The organism is Photorhabdus thracensis (genome assembly GCF_001010285.1).
Classification (GTDB): domain Bacteria; phylum Pseudomonadota; class Gammaproteobacteria; order Enterobacterales; family Enterobacteriaceae; genus Photorhabdus; species Photorhabdus temperata.
The window spans coordinates 3,532,756-3,552,982 of the sequence record NZ_CP011104.1 but is presented as its reverse complement, the minus strand read 5'-3'; the positions used below and the strand labels follow the sequence as shown (position 1 = coordinate 3,552,982).

General features: G+C 41.8%; 18 protein-coding genes, 1 pseudogene and 1 riboswitch. Of the genes and pseudogenes, 11 read left to right on the top strand and 8 right to left on the bottom strand.

The window, feature by feature from the left end:
• Positions 1-2 precede the first annotated feature (2 nt).
• The gene (dinG, locus tag VY86_RS15300; protein ID WP_046975591.1) at positions 3-2,138 is read right to left on the bottom strand and encodes an ATP-dependent DNA helicase DinG; all 2,136 of its coding nucleotides are present in this window, start codon (positions 2,136-2,138) and stop codon (positions 3-5) included.
• A 288-nt stretch (positions 2,139-2,426) separates the two neighbouring features.
• Here dinG and VY86_RS25270 point away from each other — a divergent pair, with 288 nt between their 5' ends.
• The 6 genes and pseudogenes from VY86_RS25270 to VY86_RS23600 all read left to right on the top strand — a co-directional run.
• Positions 2,427-2,588: a hypothetical protein gene (locus VY86_RS25270; protein WP_167630896.1), complete on the top strand. Its 162-nt coding sequence runs from the start codon at positions 2,427-2,429 to the stop codon at positions 2,586-2,588.
• Between the two features lie 45 nt (positions 2,589-2,633).
• Positions 2,634-3,470: a 3-mercaptopyruvate sulfurtransferase gene (gene sseA, locus VY86_RS15290; RefSeq protein ID WP_046975589.1), complete on the top strand. Its 837-nt coding sequence runs from the start codon at positions 2,634-2,636 to the stop codon at positions 3,468-3,470.
• 332 nt (positions 3,471-3,802) lie between these two features.
• Positions 3,803-4,933 carry a lipase family protein gene (locus VY86_RS15285; protein WP_046975588.1) on the top strand — a complete coding sequence of 377 codons (1,131 nt, stop codon included), beginning with the start codon at positions 3,803-3,805 and terminating at the stop codon, positions 4,931-4,933.
• Positions 4,934-5,348: 415 nt separating this feature from the next.
• Complete coding sequence (locus VY86_RS15280) at positions 5,349-6,467, top strand: lipase family protein (RefSeq protein WP_046975587.1); 1,119 nt, start codon at positions 5,349-5,351, stop codon at positions 6,465-6,467.
• A gap of 410 nt (positions 6,468-6,877) precedes the next feature.
• Positions 6,878-7,987: a lipase family protein gene (locus tag VY86_RS15275; RefSeq protein WP_046976905.1), complete on the top strand. Its 1,110-nt coding sequence runs from the start codon at positions 6,878-6,880 to the stop codon at positions 7,985-7,987.
• A 198-nt stretch (positions 7,988-8,185) separates the two neighbouring features.
• Positions 8,186-8,383: pseudogene (locus VY86_RS23600) on the top strand (GNAT family N-acetyltransferase); the annotation flags it as partial.
• Positions 8,384-8,455: 72 nt separating this feature from the next.
• On the opposite strand, the gene dusC reads toward VY86_RS23600, so the two are convergent.
• Positions 8,456-9,388 (bottom strand): tRNA dihydrouridine(16) synthase DusC, encoded by a 933-nt coding sequence (dusC, locus tag VY86_RS15270; RefSeq protein ID WP_046975586.1) that lies wholly within the window; start codon positions 9,386-9,388, stop codon positions 8,456-8,458.
• Between the two features lie 3 nt (positions 9,389-9,391).
• Complete coding sequence (rhlE, locus tag VY86_RS15265) at positions 9,392-10,681, bottom strand: ATP-dependent RNA helicase RhlE (RefSeq protein ID WP_046975585.1); 1,290 nt, start codon at positions 10,679-10,681, stop codon at positions 9,392-9,394.
• 304 nt (positions 10,682-10,985) lie between these two features.
• On the opposite strand from rhlE, the gene VY86_RS15255 reads away from it, so the two are divergent.
• Genes VY86_RS15255 through VY86_RS15235 form a run of 5 tightly spaced genes read left to right on the top strand, consistent with a single transcriptional unit; the run spans position 10,986 to position 16,703 of the window.
• The gene (locus tag VY86_RS15255; RefSeq protein WP_046975583.1) at positions 10,986-11,672 is read left to right on the top strand and encodes a transcriptional regulator; all 687 of its coding nucleotides are present in this window, start codon (positions 10,986-10,988) and stop codon (positions 11,670-11,672) included.
• Between the two features lie 16 nt (positions 11,673-11,688).
• The gene (gene hlyD, locus VY86_RS15250; protein WP_046975582.1) at positions 11,689-12,681 is read left to right on the top strand and encodes a secretion protein HlyD; all 993 of its coding nucleotides are present in this window, start codon (positions 11,689-11,691) and stop codon (positions 12,679-12,681) included.
• Positions 12,682-12,690: 9 nt separating this feature from the next.
• Positions 12,691-14,427 carry an ATP-binding cassette domain-containing protein gene (locus tag VY86_RS15245; protein WP_046975581.1) on the top strand — a complete coding sequence of 579 codons (1,737 nt, stop codon included), beginning with the start codon at positions 12,691-12,693 and terminating at the stop codon, positions 14,425-14,427.
• Complete coding sequence (locus VY86_RS15240) at positions 14,424-15,584, top strand: ABC transporter permease (protein ID WP_046975580.1); 1,161 nt, start codon at positions 14,424-14,426, stop codon at positions 15,582-15,584. The genes VY86_RS15245 and VY86_RS15240 overlap by 4 nt, the downstream gene beginning before the upstream one ends.
• A gap of 12 nt (positions 15,585-15,596) precedes the next feature.
• Complete coding sequence (locus VY86_RS15235; protein WP_046975579.1) at positions 15,597-16,703, top strand: ABC transporter permease; 1,107 nt, start codon at positions 15,597-15,599, stop codon at positions 16,701-16,703.
• A gap of 57 nt (positions 16,704-16,760) precedes the next feature.
• Here the strand turns inward: VY86_RS15235 and VY86_RS15230 are convergent, their stop codons facing one another.
• The 5 genes from VY86_RS15230 to moaA form a co-directional block, all read right to left on the bottom strand.
• The gene (locus VY86_RS15230) at positions 16,761-17,471 is read right to left on the bottom strand and encodes a Bax inhibitor-1/YccA family protein (RefSeq protein WP_046975578.1); all 711 of its coding nucleotides are present in this window, start codon (positions 17,469-17,471) and stop codon (positions 16,761-16,763) included.
• Between the two features lie 181 nt (positions 17,472-17,652).
• Positions 17,653-18,108 carry a molybdopterin synthase catalytic subunit MoaE gene (gene moaE, locus VY86_RS15225; RefSeq protein ID WP_046975577.1) on the bottom strand — a complete coding sequence of 152 codons (456 nt, stop codon included), beginning with the start codon at positions 18,106-18,108 and terminating at the stop codon, positions 17,653-17,655.
• Positions 18,109-18,111: 3 nt separating this feature from the next.
• Entirely contained in the window at positions 18,112-18,357 is a 246-nt protein-coding gene (gene moaD / locus VY86_RS15220) for a molybdopterin synthase sulfur carrier subunit (RefSeq protein ID WP_046975576.1), read from the bottom strand.
• Positions 18,354-18,833: a cyclic pyranopterin monophosphate synthase MoaC gene (gene moaC, locus VY86_RS15215; protein WP_046975575.1), complete on the bottom strand. Its 480-nt coding sequence runs from the start codon at positions 18,831-18,833 to the stop codon at positions 18,354-18,356. Before moaC ends, moaD begins: the two co-directional genes overlap by 4 nt.
• Positions 18,834-18,871: 38 nt before the next feature.
• Positions 18,872-19,855 carry a GTP 3',8-cyclase MoaA gene (gene moaA, locus VY86_RS15210; RefSeq protein WP_193386987.1) on the bottom strand — a complete coding sequence of 328 codons (984 nt, stop codon included), beginning with the start codon at positions 19,853-19,855 and terminating at the stop codon, positions 18,872-18,874.
• Positions 19,842-19,987: riboswitch (molybdenum cofactor riboswitch) on the bottom strand. Its footprint overlaps the gene before it by 14 nt.
• Positions 19,988-20,227: the final 240 nt, after the last annotated feature.

Here is a 20,227-nt window from a genome sequence, read left to right as displayed (position 1 = left end):
AGTTATTTATCCTTTTTCATTTGTCTGATCTCCGCTTCTGAAAGAATTTCCGGCTGTTCAATAGGGAAAACCGGCAGTGCCTTCAACAACCTCGCGCCATATCTTTTGCTCAGTAAACGCCGATCATAAATAACCACATCACCATAACACTCATGACTACGGATAAGCCTTCCTACTTGCTGAATAAGGCTGAAAGAAGCACTTGGCAAACTCTGTACTTCAAAAGGATAGCGTTTGATTGATTTCAACCATTCGCTTTCAGTGATAATCACCGGATTATTAACTGGAGGGAATGAGATTTTATGAATATGAACCTGGGACAGGTAATCCCCCTTTAAATCCAGCCCTTCAGCAAAAGATTGCAATCCAATCAATACACTGCATTGCCCCTCATTGATACGCTGACAGTGTGTTTCAACTAACCGATAACGTGGCTGATCACCCTGTACAAGCAACATCAGACGTAAATCCGTCACATAAGAGAGGAAAATATCCATTGCCCTTTGGCTACTGAACAAAATCAACATGCCTTTATGTTGCTGATTCAGCAATTGCGTCCTGAAATAACGCGCCATTTCCGCCAAATGAGCAGTTTCATTATCAAGTGTCGGCTCCAATGACATTTTGGGAATAACCAATCTCCCCTGACTTACATGATCAAAAGGTGATGACAGCGTCACAAAACGGTCAGCCATTGTTTCAGTTAACCCGGTTAATTCCTGGATACGGGAAAAACTATTCAAGGAACGAAGCGTTGCCGATGTCACAACCACATGAGGAACATTACGCCAAAGCAGTTGATTGAGCTGTTCACTGACTCTGATACCTGCACAATGGAAGTAGAGGTGTGACTGATTTCTTTCATAACGGCGTCTCAGCCATTTTGATACCGGCGCATTGGATGACTCTCCCAGCGCCGCCAGGCGCCACAGTTTAGTCATATTTTCGAAATATCCCAGTGTGCGGCTGGTATGCAAAATAGACCGATGCAACCGGACAATATCCTGTTTAGCCGTTTGCTCAGTCAGAGCATTCAGTATCGCTTCTGCTAATCCCCGTAAACCATCGGTCAGTTTAAACAGTTGCTGGCAGCAAAGTCGCAAGTTATCCGGCAACTTACCCATCTCAAACAGATATTCATCTACTTCATTATTTTCAGGTAAAAGTGCCTGCGCGATAGTGGCAAGCTCTTTAAAGCATTCCCGTAGTTTTTCACTGTGTTCATTGAGACGACTAGCATTAGCCAGACGTGGTGGCTTTGCCGGACGAAATTGCACCAGATATTGTTCAACATGACGGATAAAAGTATCTAGCTGACCATTAAGCTGAAACAGGGTGATTTCCCCTTCAACTTCCAGAGAATCCCTGGCGACATCCGGTATATGATGCCCCTCATCAAGTACCAATAACAAATTTTTAGCATCAGGGAGTACCGATTCACTCTCTAATGCCGCTATCACTAACGCATGGTTAGCGACCACCACATCTGCATTTTCGATCTCACGGCGGGCAATAAAAAACGGACAGCGATGATAATACTGACAGTTACGGCCCAGGCAATTCGCCTTATCTGTACTGACTTTCGCCCACAAAGTATCAGACAAAGCCAACTTATGGTGATCACGCAATCCATCCCAGGCAAACGTTGTGTAGTCACTGCGCAACCGGCGACAAAGTTCCCTCTCTTCGCTACTGGCAAGTTCTGTTTTGTCCTCAACCAAAAACATTAAATCTATCTGTTCACTATCGCTTGCACAGATGGCTTCAAGATTACGCGGACAAACATAACGACCACGCCCAAAAGCACCGGTAAATTTCAGATCAGGAATAATTTTGCACAACAGAGGAAGATCTTTACTGTAAATTTGATCCTGTAAAGCGACATTAGCGGTACTGACAACTAATGGCTTACTTTCCGCCCTGCTGATCGCAATGCCAGGAAGCAGATAAGAAAGGGTTTTACCGATTCCGGTCGGCGCTTCAATGACCAAATGGCGCCCTTCCTGATCAGCAAGCGTTTTTGCAACTTCAGCAATCATCTGCCTCTGTGGAGTGCGGGGAATAAAACCATTGATATGCCGAGGTAATGCCTTATACCACTGGCTTATCTGATTTTTTATTGAACTGGAAAGTGCCATTGAACTCTGCTGCCATAAAACCGGAGCGCTATTGTCCCACAGAGCAAGAACGAAATCAGCTGTATATTGAGAAACAAAACCAGATTGATAATTTAATCCCAATTTCTGTAAATTATGATGCCAATAAAAACTTAGCAAAAAACTTTATCAGTAATAACAGTAAGCTAATTTCATTTACTTAATCAGCTCAAAGAATTATTCATTATTCGTAAAGTAAATTGGTTATTACCTTGTCAGCTATTCAGAACCCGATATACTGCCTATTTTCTATGGCAGTTGAGAACAAAAATGAAAAAACTACTTATCACTTTCATCGCACTCTTTGCATTCGGTTCAATCGGTGGCGTATTCTTGGCGGGTCTTAATATGTATACCCGCTCAACCACACCGATAGAATCACCAGCCAGTCAACAGCAAGAGACAACCATAGCGCCGATACAGCAGCAATAACAGGGCGCGACACTATCTATACTTTTGTATTAAGTGAGGGATCCCATGAATAATGCATACTTTGTCAGTCCACAATGGCTAAAAGATCATCTTGATGATGAAAACCTCGTCATCCTTGATGCGACTGCACCGCCACCACCTCAGCAAATTGATTGTCATCAGCTTTGGCTGGATACACATATTCCCAGCGCCCAATTTTTTGATTTGGATAAAGTAGCCAATCATCAAAGCGGGTTACCTCATATGCTGCCAGATCCACAAACTTTCAGTCAGGCTGTTGGTGAAATGGGGATCAGCGAGAATCATTTGGTCGTGGTTTATGACCAGGGAAATATGTTCTCCGCGCCTCGCGCATGGTGGACATTCAAGATATTCGGCAGTCGTAATGTCCGTATTCTTGATGGCGGTTTACAAGGCTGGCAACAGGCCGGATTTCCGACAGAATCAGGTGAAGTAAAACGTCATTCTCAGGTTTTTAATACCAATTTCAATGCCGGCAAAGTGAAATCACTGCAACAAATTCTAGATTCATTAAATGATCCACAAACTGAGATTGTTGATGCCAGAGCAATGGACCGCTTTCAGGCTAGAGCACCAGAACCACGCCCTGGGTTAAGAATGGGCCATATTCCCGGCAGTAAAAACGTTCCATGGACGATGTTGATAGAGAATGGTCACTTTAAATCAGCAATTGAAATTGCAGATATTTTCCGTAAACAAGGCATTGATTTAAATAAACCGGTTATTGCCAGTTGTGGTTCTGGTATGACAGCCGCTGTTTTAGTATTGGGTTTAGATATCATCGGCAAGAAAGATACTTATTTATATGATGGCTCATGGGCTGAATGGGGCGCAAATGATACCCTGCCACTTGAGAAATAATTAAATATCCAAGGGCATATTTACCCTGTGCCCTTTAATAAACAAATTAATATATTTTTTGGAAATCACACAAATCTAAAAAACAATTCTAATATCGTTATATTTTACAATTCCACTTATCCAATTCACCTTTAACTTATTAATCAATACTCTTTTTTATCAGACAAAGTGATATAAAATAATACAACGCGCACATTTGACAAATTTAAATATTATTATTAATTTAAAATTCAACTCTGAATTTATCTAAACAGAAAATTAAAAGGGTTGAGTATTGATACTTTAATCAGAGCATAATATCAGAATCTATATAATAAAAATGGAGAGTAAAAATGACTATTTCTCTTAGAGATCAAAAAATAAATCTCGCACTCAGCTTTATCAGTGGTGCAGGCAGTATAATAACAGAAAAATCCGAACCGGCTATCGTTGCGGAAAATATTAAAGAATCATTGGAAAAAAGTAAAGTTACCGCCAACAGATTCTCTATCATTTGGGGACCGGCTGTTTTCCGGGTTAATAATGGGGAAAACTCTAAAGATAACAAAGATGATCACGTTTTATTTATTGTGAGAAATCGCAGATTCCCATATGACTATCGAATTGTTATCCGGGGATCATGGTCTGATGTTAATTGGCAGGTTGAAAACTTTGCAGTGCACGAAACGGTAAATTGGTCACTCTGGGATCCTAATATCTCTGAAGAATTCAAAGACGCTAAGATTTCTTATGGAACACATTTAGCATTAGATTATATTGTTAACCAAGCAAAAAGTAACAATACGCCAGGCTATGGAGAATCACTCATTGATGCAATTGATAAAATTGCCCTGGAAAAAGGAATACATAATATTACCATCACCGGGCACAGTTTGGGAGGTGCATTGGCTTCTACTCTTGGAGTATATTTAAAACGATTATATATTAATAAGGGAAAAAGGAATATTCGTATTAATGTTTGTGCCTTTGCCAGCCCAATTATTAGTAATGGTACTTTTGCATCTTATATTGAATCTGTTTTTAACCGCATATCAACAACGAATTATAAGAGTCACTTTTTAAGGCTCTATAACCGTAAGGATATTATTTCTTTAATTTGGCACCTGGATGGTTTAGAAAAGATCCCAACTATCTATGAGCCATTAATTAAAATAGATGAAAAATTAATTAATAAGTTTAACAAGATTGTCCTGATTGTGAAAGATAAAGGTTACACAAAACTCACACCAGATTTACCTTTTACAGCACCGATTTTAGCATCATCACCAGATTTAAATAATCAAGTCATTTTTCAGCATATTAAAGCATATGCAGATAAATATAACATGAATTTAGTTGAAGTGAATGACGGTACTCAACCACCTATTGATGATATTGTCGTTATTAACAGTAATTTATCTCAAGATATTGTCGCCTATTTCTTGCTTATAGCGCTTCCTGACGATAACACTAATATTGTATAATTTGGTTATATTAGATATATATTACCTAAAAAATGGAGCTTTTCATAAAGGCTCCATTAATTCAAATAGTCATCATTGAAATATATAAATAAAATTATTTTTGTTTATATATAATTAGAACGTTATTAATTCATTATCATTTATTTTTGCAATAATCCATAATAATATTTATGTATAATTAGTCAATATATAACTCTTATAGTCTGGTTTTAATTTCACAATAAATAATTCACATTATTACCAAATAAAATAATATCAAAAAAATCTATGCGCTTATTTGACAGATTTAAAAGTTATTATTAACTTTAAGTTAAATCCTGTTTTTATCTGAATGGAAGACTAAAAAAATTAAATCTTAAATTTTAAACTGATAGCTCGAATTAACACTTATCATATGAAAAAATAGGGAGTGAAAATGTCTATTTCTCGTGAAGATCAAAAGTTAAATCTCGCACTGAGCTTTATTATTAATTCTGGAGGTATAAAAACTCAAAAACCAGAGCCCGGCATCGTTTCAGCAAATATTCAAAAATCATTGGAGAGCAGTCAAGCTACAGCAAATAAATTTTCTATCGTTTGGGGACCTGCGGTGTTTCGTGTTGGCAGTGATGATAAGGAAAAAAGTGTTATAGATAAAAAGGATGATCACGTTTTATTCATTGTACAAAGTCTCCACGATCCAAATGACTATCGCGTTGTTATTCGTGGGTCATGGTCTGATATTAACTGGATTAATGAAGACCTGATTGTCTGTAAAACTAAAGACTGGTTAAAATGGGATCCAAAAGCGCCTGAAAATGCTAAGATTGCTTACGGAACAAATTCGGCACTAGATTATATTATTAACCAAATAAAAAGCAACAATCCTCCGGGTTATGGAGAATCGCTAACTGATGCTATCGATAAAATTGCCCTGAAAGAAGGGATACAAAATATTACCATCACAGGACACAGTTTGGGAGGCATACTCGCTTCTACCCTTGGTTTATATCTAAAGAGACGGTACCTTGATGAAGGAAACGATAATATTCGCATTAATGTTTGTGCCTTTGCCGGCCCAACTGCCGGTAATGATATTTTCGCCTCCTATTCGGAATCTGTTTTTAATGAAACATTATCATCCAGTTATGAAAGTAATTTTCTAAGGATTCATAATTGTATAGATGTCGTTCCCCTAGCCTGGCACATACGCGGGTTGGAGAAAGTTAAAGCTATCTATCCAATATTAACAGGAACAATTAATGCTCTTATCCTTCTTGTCCACGATAAAAAATACACCCAAATTTTCCCAGATTTACCTTTTCATTCAGAGATTCCAATATCACCGATAACGTCATTTGACAATTTACTAACTAATATCGGAAATCAACATGTTTATGCCTATACCAAAGAGTATGGTATGAGTTTCATTACCATTGATGATAGTTCAAATATACCGACTGATTACGACATTGTTGTGGTTAATGATAGCCTATCCGAAAGTATTGTTGATCTCTTCAAGTTTCTAACCAAGGATAAAATCAATATTACATAACCTTGCCATCTCTTATTATTTTGATTTATCAACCAATGGAGCCTTTATTAAAGGTTCCATTCATTGCAATAAACGCCTCCTGAATATCGTCTTTTTCTATATATCATAAAAAATAACGTCAATCCATTATCACTTGATTTTTTAAATATCCATATAAATTATTTCCTATAGGTAATATTACAAATATCATAGCATATTTTTTATCACTTACTTTAAAGTTAATTATAGATAATTTATTTTGTTAAATAAAATAACATTAAAAAATTATATACTCCCATCCAACAGATTTAAAGATTACTATTAATCTTAAATCTGTCTTTATTTTAATGAAACACCAAAAACATTGGTTATTGATGTTTAAGTTGAAACATCAGATCAATATTTATCATATTAAAAATTTGGAAGTAAAAATGACTATTTCTCTTGAAGATCAAAAAATAAATCTTGCGTTAGGCTTTATTATTGGCTCAGGAAGTTTAATAACTGACGAGCCAGAACCCACTCTCGTTTCAGAAAATATTCAAAAATCATTAGCAAGTAGTAAAGCAACAGCAGATAGATTCTCTCTCATTTGGGGACCTGCTGTTTTTCGTGTAGGCAGTGTTGATAAGAAAACGAGTGTTGTCGATAAGAAAGACGATCACGTTTTATTCATGGTGAAAGATCTCAAAACCCCAAATGACTATCGAATTGTCATTCGCGGATCATGGTCTGATGTCAACTGGTATGATGAAAACTTTAATGTAGGTAAAACTGAAAACTGGTCAATCTGGGACTCAAAAGCCCCTGCAAATGCAAAAATTTCAAAGGGAATACACGTAACATTAGACTATATTATCAACCAAATAAAAAGCAATAACACACCTGGTTATGGTGAATCACTAATCGATGCAATTGATAAAATTGCTCTGGAAGAAGGGATACAAAATATTACTCTTACAGGGCACAGTTTAGGCGGTGTAATGGCTTCTACTCTTGGAGTATATTTAAAGAGGCGCTACTTTGATAGAGGAAACAATAATATTCGTATTAACGTTTGCTCCTTTGCTGCCCCAACTGCCGGTAACGATATTTTTGCATCCTATACCGAATCTGTTTTTAACGGAACATCTCTACCTAGCTATGAAAGTAAATTTCTCCGGATCCATAATCGTACAGATATCGTTACCCTAGCCTGGCATACAAAAGGATTAGAAGAAATTAAAGCTCTCTACCCAATATTATATCTACCCGTTAGCGGTTTTCTCTTACTGGTGAAGAATAAAAATTATACCCAACTTTTTCCAGATTTGCCTTTCACTACACCTATGTTAGAACCTTCTCCAGGTTTCATTGAACAACTCGTATTTCAACATATCGAGGCATATGCCAAAGAATATGGCATGAGTTTTATTAAAGTTAATGATAGCTCTAATCCACCGACTAATTATGATATTGTTGTGATTAATGATGGCCTTGCCCGCAACATTAATTATCTCTTCTCATCTATGATTCAAGATGGAACAGTCGATACCAGATAATCTTTTCTTCATTGAATCTTTTTTAATTTAACAAAAATGGAACCTTAATTAAAGGTTCCATTTATTACTGGTAGCTAATATATTTCTGCCAGAATCATTTATAGTAATTATTATTAAATTAAATAAACTTTCTCTTGACACGAATATAATGCAGCAAGCACTCCATGGCCCTACCCAGATGATGGCGCCTCGGAATTTATAAATCAGATCGCGCTGCCATCAATGGCAGAAGGAAATGCATGGTTTTGGACTATAAGAAAGAAGGATGTTCCATCAATAATAATAGGAATGATATCGCTACATGATCAAGAAGATAATAATAGGGGTTTCTGGCTAGATCCACAATGGCATGGGAATGGATTTATGACTGAAACCGTTCAAGTAGTCACTGATTTTTGGTTTAATACCCTAAATCGCAAAGTACTCAGAACACCTAAATCCAGTGACAATGTTGCTCTTAATCACCAGTCACATCAAAGAGATCACATGTGCTATATCAGCAGACGTTTTCAGCTTCCTTATCTCCTCAAAGAGTGTTGTCGCTTCTTGGTACTCTTTCCGCAAATAACCGAGCCACTGTTTAATCCGGGCAACATGATATTGTCCGGTATCACCTTGCTTTTCTAACCGGACATATTTTTGTAGTAATTGAATCACTCCCTGCCAGGGCATTTTTGGCTCGTTATATTTCACCACTCTGCTCAAATTGGGAACATTCAGCGCTCCCCGGCCGATCATGACAGCATCACAACCTGTAACATTCATACAATCCTGCGCACTCTGCCAATCCCAAATCTCACCATTGGCAATCACCGGAATAACAAGGCGTTGACGAATTTCACCAATCGCTTGCCAGTTAATGCGTTCCGCTTTATAACCATCCTCTTTGGTTCGCCCATGAATCGTTATTTCCGTCGCACCCGCTTGTTGTACTGCATCAGCAATTTCGAATTGCCGATCACTACTATCCCAACCCAGGCGAACCTTAACCGTCACAGGTAAATGAGAAGGCACCGCTTCACGCATCGCTTTTACCCCCTGATAAATCAGTTCAGGATCTTTCAGCAACGTTGCTCCACCGCCACTACCATTGACCGTTTTTGACGGGCAACCGCAATTTAAATCAACCCCACAGGAACCTAATTCAACCGCCCGTGCCGCATTTTCCGCCAACCATTGCGGATATTGGCCCAGGAGCTGAACCCGCACCAAAGTGCCGGACGGTGTCCGGCTTTGGTTACGTAATTCAGGGCAAAGCTTATAAAACGATTTTACCGGCAACAGGCTATCAACAACCCGCAAAAACTCTGTAATGCACAGATCATACTCATTGACTTCACTCAGCAGTTCCCTGACCAAAGAATCCAGCACCCCTTCCATCGGAGCCAGCAAAACCCGCATTGGCTAACCTCTGGCACTAGACGCTTTATTTGATACATCAGCATGATTACGGCTGCGCTGACGCGAAGGTGCTCCAGAACGGTGATGGCTATTTTTCTGCCGGTTATCGCCACGCCCCTGGCGACCATTCTGAATAGGTTCAGCCTTGATGGTTGGGTCCGGCTCATATCCGGGAATCGCCATACGGGGAATCTCCCGTTTCAGCAGGCGTTCAATATCTTTCAGCAATTTGTGCTCATCAACACATACCAGAGAAAGCGCCTGCCCTGTTGCATCTGCCCGACCGGTACGACCAATACGGTGGACATAATCCTCAGAAACATTAGGCAATTCAAAATTCACGACATGAGGCAATTGATCAATATCCAGACCACGGGCAGCAATATCTGTCGCTACCAGCACCCTGATGCGGCCATCTTTAAAATCAGCCAGCGCACGGGTTCTGGCCCCCTGGCTTTTGTTACCATGAATGGCTGAAGCAGTTACACCATCCTTATTTAACTGTTCTGCCAGACGATTTGCACCATGTTTGGTACGGGTAAAGACCAAAACCTGTTGCCAGTTACGGCTACCGATCAGGAAAGAAAGCAGCTCACCTTTACGCTTTTTATCGACAAAATGGACAAATTGTTCAATCTGTTCAGAAGCGGAGTTACGGCGTGCAACCTCGATACTGACAGGATCATGCAATAATTTATTGGCTAAATTTTTGATATCGTCGGAGAAAGTGGCAGAAAACAGTAAATTTTGCCGTTTCGGTGGTAACTTATTCAGTACCCGACGGATATCATGGATAAAACCCATGTCCAGCATACGGTCGGCTTCATCCAATACCAGAATTTCCACTCGCGACAAATCAACCGCATTCTGGTGTTCAAGATCCAGTAAACGACCTGGTGTCGCGACTAAAATATCAACACCACCACGCAATTTCATCATTTGAGGGTTAATACTGACCCCCCCAAAAACCACCAGAGAACGAAGTCTGAGGTATTTGCTGTAGTCACGTACATTTTCACCAACCTGAGCAGCCAATTCACGGGTTGGTGTCAGGACTAACGCTCTGACCGGCCTGCGCCCTTTCATCTGAACAGGGGAGTCATTGAGCCGTTGCAGCATGGGTAAAGTAAAACCCGCAGTTTTACCTGTGCCAGTCTGAGCGCTCGCTAATAAATCTTTACCTGCTAATACAACAGGGATTGCCTGCTGTTGGATTGGCGTTGGCGCTGAATAACCTTGTTCTTCAATGGCACGCAAAATATCAGCACTTAAGCCAAGTGATTCAAAACTCATAAATAAGAAATGCTCCAGACTTCACCATTCCTGAACTACATTCAGGGGCAGTTTTATGGGAAGAAAATCAGACGCGGTAAATACCACAAAAGGAAAAAACACAAACTGCAATGCTCCATATTTTAATCATTATACCAGATATACTTTCTGATAATGCAACTAAAACTACAGGTATTTGCGCCGTAGTTTTCATGATCCATGACATTTTTATGCAATTTACATTGATTTATTATAAGTATAGAGTTAGCCATTTGATTGATATTTTGTTTAAGTCTTTTGATTATTTCCAATAGGATTCATGTCCATGTCAGTCAACAACGTCCAAACCCCCAGAGGCGAGCAAGCCAAACAACAGCTACTCGAAGCCGCTCTTGAAATTTTCGGTAAATCAGGATTAACCGGCGCGACAACCAGAGAAATCGCCTTGCGCGCTCAACAGAATATTGCTGCCATAGCTTACTATTTTGGCTCTAAAGAGGGACTCTATCAGGCCGTTGCTCAGCATATTACTGACACAATCAAGACTGAGTTCACTCATCTTTTTAAAGAGATTGATGATTTTTTTTCATCATCAGCACCTTATTCACCAGACAATATATTGCGGATGATTCACGAAGGATTTCTTGGCGTTAACCGCCTGATGATTGAAAAAGAGAGCATTAATATCAGCCGGATCATGGCCAGAGAGCAACTCGCGCCCACTGATGCTTATACCCTCATCCATGAGCAAGCTCTGGCGCCTCTCCACAACAGATTAAATAAACTGATCGCCTGCTATATCGGTGCTAGTGAACATCAACTTTCCACCATGCTCCATACTCACGCTCTGATGGGTGAAATTCTCTCTTTCCGAATGGCGCGGGAAACCTTATTACGTCAGACAGGCTGGAATAATATCGGGCCAGAAGAATATAAATTAATTGATCAGATCCTCATCCAGCATATTGATTTATTACTGAATGGACTGAAAAAATATAATTCAAATAAATAAAAGAATAAGGAAGATCATGAACAACAAGAAACTCGCCCTCACAATATTAGTTGTCGCTGCTATTCTTGGCGCTATTTTAGGAAGTTACTATTATCAAGATAAAAATGATAAAACGCTGACACTCTACGGCAACGTAGATATACGCACTGTCAACCTCAGCTTCCGGGTTGGTGGCAAACTTGCCAACCTGCAAGTTGATGAAGGTGATGTTATCAATGCTAATCAGGTGATCGGTCAGCTGGACAATGCACCATTTATTAACGCGCTCAATAAAGCGCAAGCCACACGCGATAGTGCTAAAGCACGCCTGGCGATGATGGAAGAGGGTTATCGCACGGAAGAAGTTGCGCAAGTGCGATCAGAAGTGACACAACGTGAAGCCGCCTGGCATTTCGCTGACAGTTTCTTCAAACGCCAGCAAGGTTTATGGCAAAGTAAAATGATTTCGGCCAACGAACTGGACAATGCCAAAACTAACCGCAATCAAGCGCTGGCTGCTTTACAAGCGGCAAAAGATAAACTTAACCAATTCGAAACCGGCTACCGTAAAGAAGAAATTGCAGAAGCCAAAGGCCAGCTCGCTCAAGCTGAGGCGGCTGTCGCTCAATCTGAACTGGATTTACAAGATACTCACCTGACTTCCCCCACACCCGGTACTATCCTAACCCGCGCCATTGAACCGGGTACAATGCTGGCGGCGGGCAATACCGTGTTTACGCTTTCTCTGACCCATCCTGTTTGGGTAAGGGCCTACATCAGTGAAAGCTATCTTGGACAAGCAACACCAGGACGTGAAATTTTACTCTACACTGACAGCCGTAAAGATAAACCCTATCACGGTAAAATTGGCTTTATTTCACCAACAGCCGAATTTACACCAAAGAATGTCGAGACACCTGATCTGCGCACCGATCTGGTCTACCGGTTACGCATTATCGTTACTGACCCGGATGATTCCCTACGTCAAGGTATGCCGGTTACCCTGCATTTTTCTGATTCAGACGCATAAGGGGCTGTGATGAACAGCTCTGTATATACGATAAGGTTAGAAAAAGTAGAGAAAACTTTTCCTGGCCTGAATAATCCTGCGGTATCCAGCTTGACCGCAGAGATCTACGGCGGCTCTGTTACCGGGCTTGTGGGGCCGGATGGGGCAGGAAAAACCACGCTGATACGCATGTTGGCTGGTTTACTGAAACCAGATAGTGGTTCTATTGAAATAATGGGGCTTGATCCGATTAAACATGGTGTACAAGTACGCTTTGAACTGGGCTATATGCCCCAGAAATTTGGCCTGTATGAAGATCTGACGGTTTTAGAAAACCTGAATCTGTATGCAGATCTACGCGGTGTACTGGGTGATGAACGTAAAAAAACCTATGAGCAATTACTCACTTTTACTGACCTGACCCATTTTACCGGACGACTGGCGGGCAAGCTTTCAGGCGGCATGAAGCAAAAGCTGGGGCTGGCCTGTACTCTGCTCGGCAAGCCCAAAGTTCTGCTACTGGACGAACCCGGAGTGGGTGTTGACCCAATAGCCCGCCGCGAACTCTGGCGGATGGTTCATGAGCTGGCAGATGATGGCATGCTGATCCTCTGGAGTACTTCCTATCTGGATGAAGCTGAACGGTGCCGCGATGTTCTGTTACTCAACCAGGGAAAATTGCTCTATAACGGGCAACCACAGAAACTGACCCAAACAATGTCCGGACGTTCTTTCCTGCTTGGCGCTAAACAGAATTCCCGTAGAAAAACGCTGCAACGCGCCCTTACTTTGCCACAGGTAACCGATGGCGTGATTCAGGGAAAATATGTTCGTCTTATTCTTAAACCTGATGTCTCGCCGCAAGAACTGCTTAATCAGCTTGCACTGCCTGATGCTGAAATCATTAAAGCGGCTCCCCGCTTTGAAGATGCTTTTATTGATTTACTCGGCGGTGATCCTGCCCGCCGCTCGGAACTGGCGGAAATCATGCCACAGATTGAAGCTAATCCCACAGAAACGGTGATTGAAGCACAGGATTTAACCAAGAAATTTGGTGATTTTGCTGCCACTGATCATGTTGATTTTCAGGTGAAACGCGGAGAAATTTTTGGCCTGCTGGGTCCAAATGGTGCCGGTAAATCCACAACGTTCAAAATGATGTGCGGACTCATGGTGCCGACTGGCGGTAAGGCGCTGGTATTGGGGATGGATTTGAAAACCAGTTCCGGGAAAGCCCGTCAGCATCTGGGTTATATGGCGCAAAAATTTTCACTGTACGGTAACTTGACGGTTGAACAGAACCTGAAATTCTTTTCAGGCATTTATGGCCTGCAAGGGCGCAAACAAAAAGAGAAAATTGACGGGATGGTCGAAGCCTTCAATCTCAAATCTGTTTTACATCAGACAACCGACGAATTGCCATTGGGATATAAACAACGCCTTGCCCTTTCCTGCTCACTGATGCATGAACCAGATATTCTATTTCTGGACGAACCGACTTCGGGTGTCGATCCGCAAATACGACGTGAATTTTGGTTACATATCAATGGCATGGTAGATAAAGGCGTCACCGTTATGGTGACTACTCACTTTATGGATGAAGCCGAATATTGTGACCGGATAGGGCTAGTATTTCGCGGAAAACTGATTGCCGCCGGCACACCGGACGATTTGAAACAGTTGGTCGCTACCGATGAAAACCCTGATCCATCAATGGAACAGGCATTTATTGATTTGGTCGTTAATTACGATGAGGAGCCGCAATGAGCAATCCAAAGCAACATGCTCCACAGAAGGCTGTCCGCTTCTCCTGGTGGCGACTGAAAGCACTTTGTATCAAAGAGACAAAACAGATCTTACGTGATCCCACCAGCGGGTTAATTTCTATTGTCATTCCACTGATTCTGCTGTTTATCTTCGGATACGGCATTAATCTCGACTCCAGCACAGTCCGTATTGGTATTCTGGTGGAACAACAAAGTGAAGATGCCCGCGAGTTAATACAGGCTTTTGCCGGTTCGCCCTATATTGAGCCTAAAATCAGCGATAACCGTCAGCAATTAATTAATATGATGCAATCAGGAGAAATACGTGGACTGATTGTCATTCCTGTAAATTTCGATGCTCAACTTGCCCGTTCTGATGGTAAAGCACAAATTCAAGTCATTACTGATGGCAGTGAACCAAACACCGCAAGCTTTGTGCAAAATTACGCCAAAGGCGTATGGCAGATTTGGTTGCAACAAAGGGGGCAGGATCAGGGAAACCCGGCTAATCCATTGATTGATATGCAAGTCCGTTATTGGTTCAATCCGGCAACCATCAGCCAGCATTTCATCATTCCCGGCGCAATCACCATTATCATCACTGTCGTTGGCGCCATTCTGACATCATTGGTTGTTGCCCGTGAATGGGAGCGCGGTACGATGGAAGCCCTGCTTTCCACCCAAATTACCCGTACCGAATTACTGCTTTCCAAGCTTTTGCCTTATCAAGTGCTTGGATCGCTCGCCATGACGCTCTGTATGCTGGTCGCTGTATTTGTGCTGGATGTCCCCTATCGAGGCTCGCTATGGATATTGTCTGCGATCACCAGTCTCTACCTAGCCACTGCCCTTGGTATCGGGCTTTTAATCTCCACCATTACACGCAACCAATTTAATGCGGCAATGATAGCGTTGAATGTCGCCTTTCTGCCTGCAATTATGCTTTCCGGCTTTATTTTTGAAATAAACAGTATGCCTGCGTTTATTCAGGCCGTGACCTATTTCATCCCTGCCCGTTATTTTGTCAGTAGCCTGCACACGCTCTTTCTGGCTGGAAATATCAGTACGATATTGATGATAAACCTGTTACTGCTGATTGCTTCCGCAATTTTGTTTATTGGCCTGACTGCATGGAAAACCCCGCGGCGCCTGGATTAAGAAGGAATTACCATGTTTTATCGTCTTTACACACTGATTATTAAAGAATTACAGTCTCTGCTCAGAGATCCGCAGACACGGGCCATATTGGTTATGCCGGTTATCTTTCAAATGATCCTATTTCCACTGTCGGCAACGCTTGACGTCACTAACGCTACCATCGCTATTTTTGATGAGGACAAAGGCAAAGCTTCTATCGAGCTGACTCAACGGCTAGCAAAATCAAAAGCATTTCCTGACGTGATATTGTTGACCCATTCACAAGAGATACAGCCAATAATCGATCACCAAAAAGCCTTACTACTGGTTCGTTTCCCACAAGATTTCAGTGCTAAAATTGCCAGCCATGATCCCGTTTCTCTTCAAGTACTGCTGGATGGTCGTAATTCTAACAGTGCTCAAATTGCTGCCGGCTATATCCAGGAAATTGTCCTGAACTATCAACAAGAGCTAATGGGTAATATGCCGAAAGCCAATAACAGTGAATTGGTGATCCGCAACTGGTACAACCCCAATCTGGATTATAAATGGTTTGTCGTACCTTCTCTGGTTGCACTGATTACCACGGTCGGGATATTAACGGTCACTGCATTGTCAATTGCCCGGGAAAGAGAGCAAGGAACGCTGGACCAGTTACTGGTTTCACCTATGACCACCTGGCAGATTTTCATTGGTAAAGCGGTTCCTGCTGTAGTCGTGGCGACTTTTCAGGCAACTTTAGTGCTGGCTATTGGTATCTTTTGCTATCAAATCCCATTTTCCGGCTCACTACCGCTGTTCTATTTATCCATGTTGATATACAGCTTATCGCTGGTGGGATTTGGCTTGTTAATCTCTTCTCTTTGTTACACTCAGCAACAGGCGTTTATTGGCGTATTTGTCTTTATCATGCCCGCCATCTTGATCTCTGGTTACATTTCTCCGGTTGAAAATATGCCTGGATGGTTACAAGATCTCACCTGGGTTAATCCTATTTGGCATTTTAATGACATAACCAAACAGATTTATCTCAAAGATGCCGATTTCGCTGTTATCTGGCGAAGCTTGTGGCCCCTTCTGGCAATCACTGCCATAACCGGTAATCTTGCTTACTGGTTATTTCGACGGAAAATTGCTTGATAAAAACGGCCCTGCATTTCAATTATGCAGGGCTTTATCAGAAACAGATCGATGAATTTAACGGCGATCGCCAAAAATACGCAGCAGCATCAAGAACATATTAATGAAGTCCAGATACAGGGTCAGCGCGCCGACAATAGAGAATTTACGCAGATTCTCTTTATCATTCACATCCAGATTTTCACCCATTTCTTTCAGTTTCTGAGTGTCATAAGCGGTCAAGCCCGCAAAAATAACCACACCAATGTAGGTTATCGCCCACATCAACGTTTCACTCTTTAACCAATAGTTAACCAGAGAAGCCAGAATGATGCCGATAAGCCCCATAAACAGGAAGCTGCCAAGGCCACTCAAACTACGCTTGGTGGTATAACCGTAAAAACTCAGCGCACCAAACATGCCCGCAGTCACGACAAAAGTGGTAGCAATGGAATCACCAGTATATATTTTAAAAATACTGGAAAGCGTCAGCCCAGTCAGAGCTGAATACAGCATAAACAGCCCTGTCGCTAATGAACCGTTCATACGGTTAATCAAACCGGAAAGAACGAAAACCAGTCCCAATTGAGCAATAATCAGCCCATAGAAAACAATTGAGTTTGAGAAAATAAATGCAACAACAACCTCGCTCTGTGACGCATACCAAGCCACAAACGCTGTTAACAACAGGCCACAAGTCATCCAACCATAAACTTGGGCCATATAAGTTTGCAGGCCGGTTCCAGCCTGCTGGATTATAGAACCATTTGAGCGTGGATAACGATCCATGGCGCTTACCTTCTATGACAGTGTTTAGAAATTCGGGCTGTTTTAATATCAACAACCCACTCAAGTTTTATACATTATCACAGAATATAATCAAAACAATTAACCATTCAATAATTACTCGTATAGGCAGTTCATCTATCTGATCAGTTTTCGAAGCGTTTCGCAAAAATAGAAAATGCCTTCATAACCAGCGTCTCGCTGCTTCTTGATCGCTCTCGCGGGATTCAACCCAACGGTCACCATCAGACAAGGACTCTTTTTTCCAGAAAGGCGCCTTTGTTTTCAAATAATCCATAATAAATTCAGTAGCTTCAAAAGCCATATGACGATGGGCGCTTGTCACACCAACAAACACAATTTCATCACCAGGGTAAAGCGCACCTATCCGATGGATAACGCTGATGCGCTGCAATGGCCAGCGATCCCGTGCTTCGGCGACAATATTTTGTAACGCTTTTTCCGTCATTCCGGGATAGTGTTCCAGTCTCAGTACACTCACTCGGTCACCCAGATTATGATGACGAACTTTTCCCGTGAAAGTAACGATAGCCCCATCTTCATCACATTGAGAAAGCCATTGGTGCTCATCCCCCACACTGAAATTTTCCGGGCCAACAAATATACGCGTGTTTTCCATTAATCACCCCCCAGTCACTGGCGGGAAAAAAGCCACTTCATCGCCATCCTGTAATGGATGCCCACCATGAACAAAAGTTTGGTTTACTGCTGACAGGAGTTTTCCATCTTCCAGCGCCATAGCCCAACGCTCACCTTTTGATATTAATGCCTTTCTCAGACCCTCAACAGTTGGATGATTATTATCCAGCTCCAGTGAATCAGTCCCTACCAGCTCACGTACTTGAGCAAAAAAGAGTACTTTAATCATTCTTCCACCTTAAAATGCTCTAATCGCCCACCCCGTTTCTCCAGCAAACGAACCGGCCCGATGACCATATCTTTCTGTACTGCTTTACACATATCATAAATAGTCAGCGCCGCGACGGATGCCGCTGTCAACGCCTCCATTTCAACGCCGGTTTTTCCTGTCAGACGGCAACAGGACTCAATTCTCACCCGGTTATATTCTGCCTGCACTTCCAACTGAACTTCGACTTTCGTTATCAGTAATGGATGACAAAGCGGAATTAATTCCCATGTACGTTTCGCCGCCTGAATACCCGCAATCCGGGCTGTTGCAAACACATCCCCTTTGTGATGACTGCCGTCAATAATCATTGCCAGTGTTTCCGGCGTCATTTCAATAAAAGCCTCTGCCCGCGCCTCACGTTCTGTTTCGGCTTTAGCAGAGACATCAACCATATGGGCTTCACCAGTAGAATTAATGTGGGTCAATTGAGACATTCTTTGCTCCTGAAAAAATAACAATACCAGGCAGTAAATTAACCGCCAATGACAGAAAGATTTGGGGTGATACCGCTGTCACCCTGATGAAGGAAATGGGTTTCCCGTTTGTGGCGCAGTCCCCCCTGAATGCGCAATTTCAAATCATCGAGTTGCTCTTTACTCGATAATAAATCACGCAGTGGTATCCCCTGTTCACCAAACAGGCATAAGTGAAGATTACCTATTGCGGAAACACGCAAGCGATTACAACTTCGGCAGAAATCTCTCTCATAAGGCATAATCAGACCAATTTCCCCCTGATAATCAGGATGGCTAAAAACCTGTGCCGGACCATCACTGCGTGAGCGTTGAAGCTGATGCCAGCCATCATGCAGCAAGCGTTCCCGGATAGTTTCACCAGAAATATGGTATTTGCGAAACATTTCGCCACCATCACCAGTTTCCATTAATTCAATAAATCTCAATTGGATAGGGCGATCTTTTATCCAGTGCAGGAAAGCCGGCAGGCTGATGTCATTGATATTTTTCATCAGCACCACGTTGATTTTCACCTTACTGAAACCCGCTGCAAATGCCGCATCAATACCACGCATCACCTGAAAGAATTTATCTTGTCCGGTAATCGCATGAAACTGACGGGGATCAAGCGAGTCCATACTGACATTCACTGCGGTTAAACCTGCCTCTTTCCACCCGGCAACATTCCGTTCCATTCGATAACCATTGGTAGTTACAGCAAGGGTTCTGATTAACTTATTCTCACGGATAACAGAAATGATATCCGTGAAATCACGGCGCATGGTTGGTTCACCACCTGTCAAACGGATTTTCTCTGTACCAAGATCGGCAAATGCCCGGCTAACAAGACGGATTTCAGATAATGTCAAAAAGGAGTGATGCCCGCGGGGCTTATAGCCATCCGGCAGGCAATAAGTACACCGGAAATTACAGACATCGGTGATTGACAGCCTCAAATAATAAAATTTGCGGGCAAAAGCATCTACGAGTTGTTCCACAATAACACCTTTCCAAATATGGGAGACGCGGGCATTTCTGCCCTACATCTTGGTGACTCAGTGGCCACGGCCAAAACATCATATCGCTGTGTAAAACGGTGACTTAGACGCAGAGGCTAGGAGTTAATTTCAATATCTATGATTTAATGTAAAACGACGTTCTCAATATCAATTCTAGCGCTTAAGAAGGAAAAAGGCGAACATCCACTTTCGTTATATAATTTAATATACAATGACTTAGCCAATGTCAGAACAAATAGCAGACAGTTCTATTGGTGTTGATTAATTAAAATATTGCGCCAAATCACGGCACTTTTTCGGTTAATCGTGTTTTATAATAAATTACGCTAAAATTACTCGGTAAATATAAGTTCA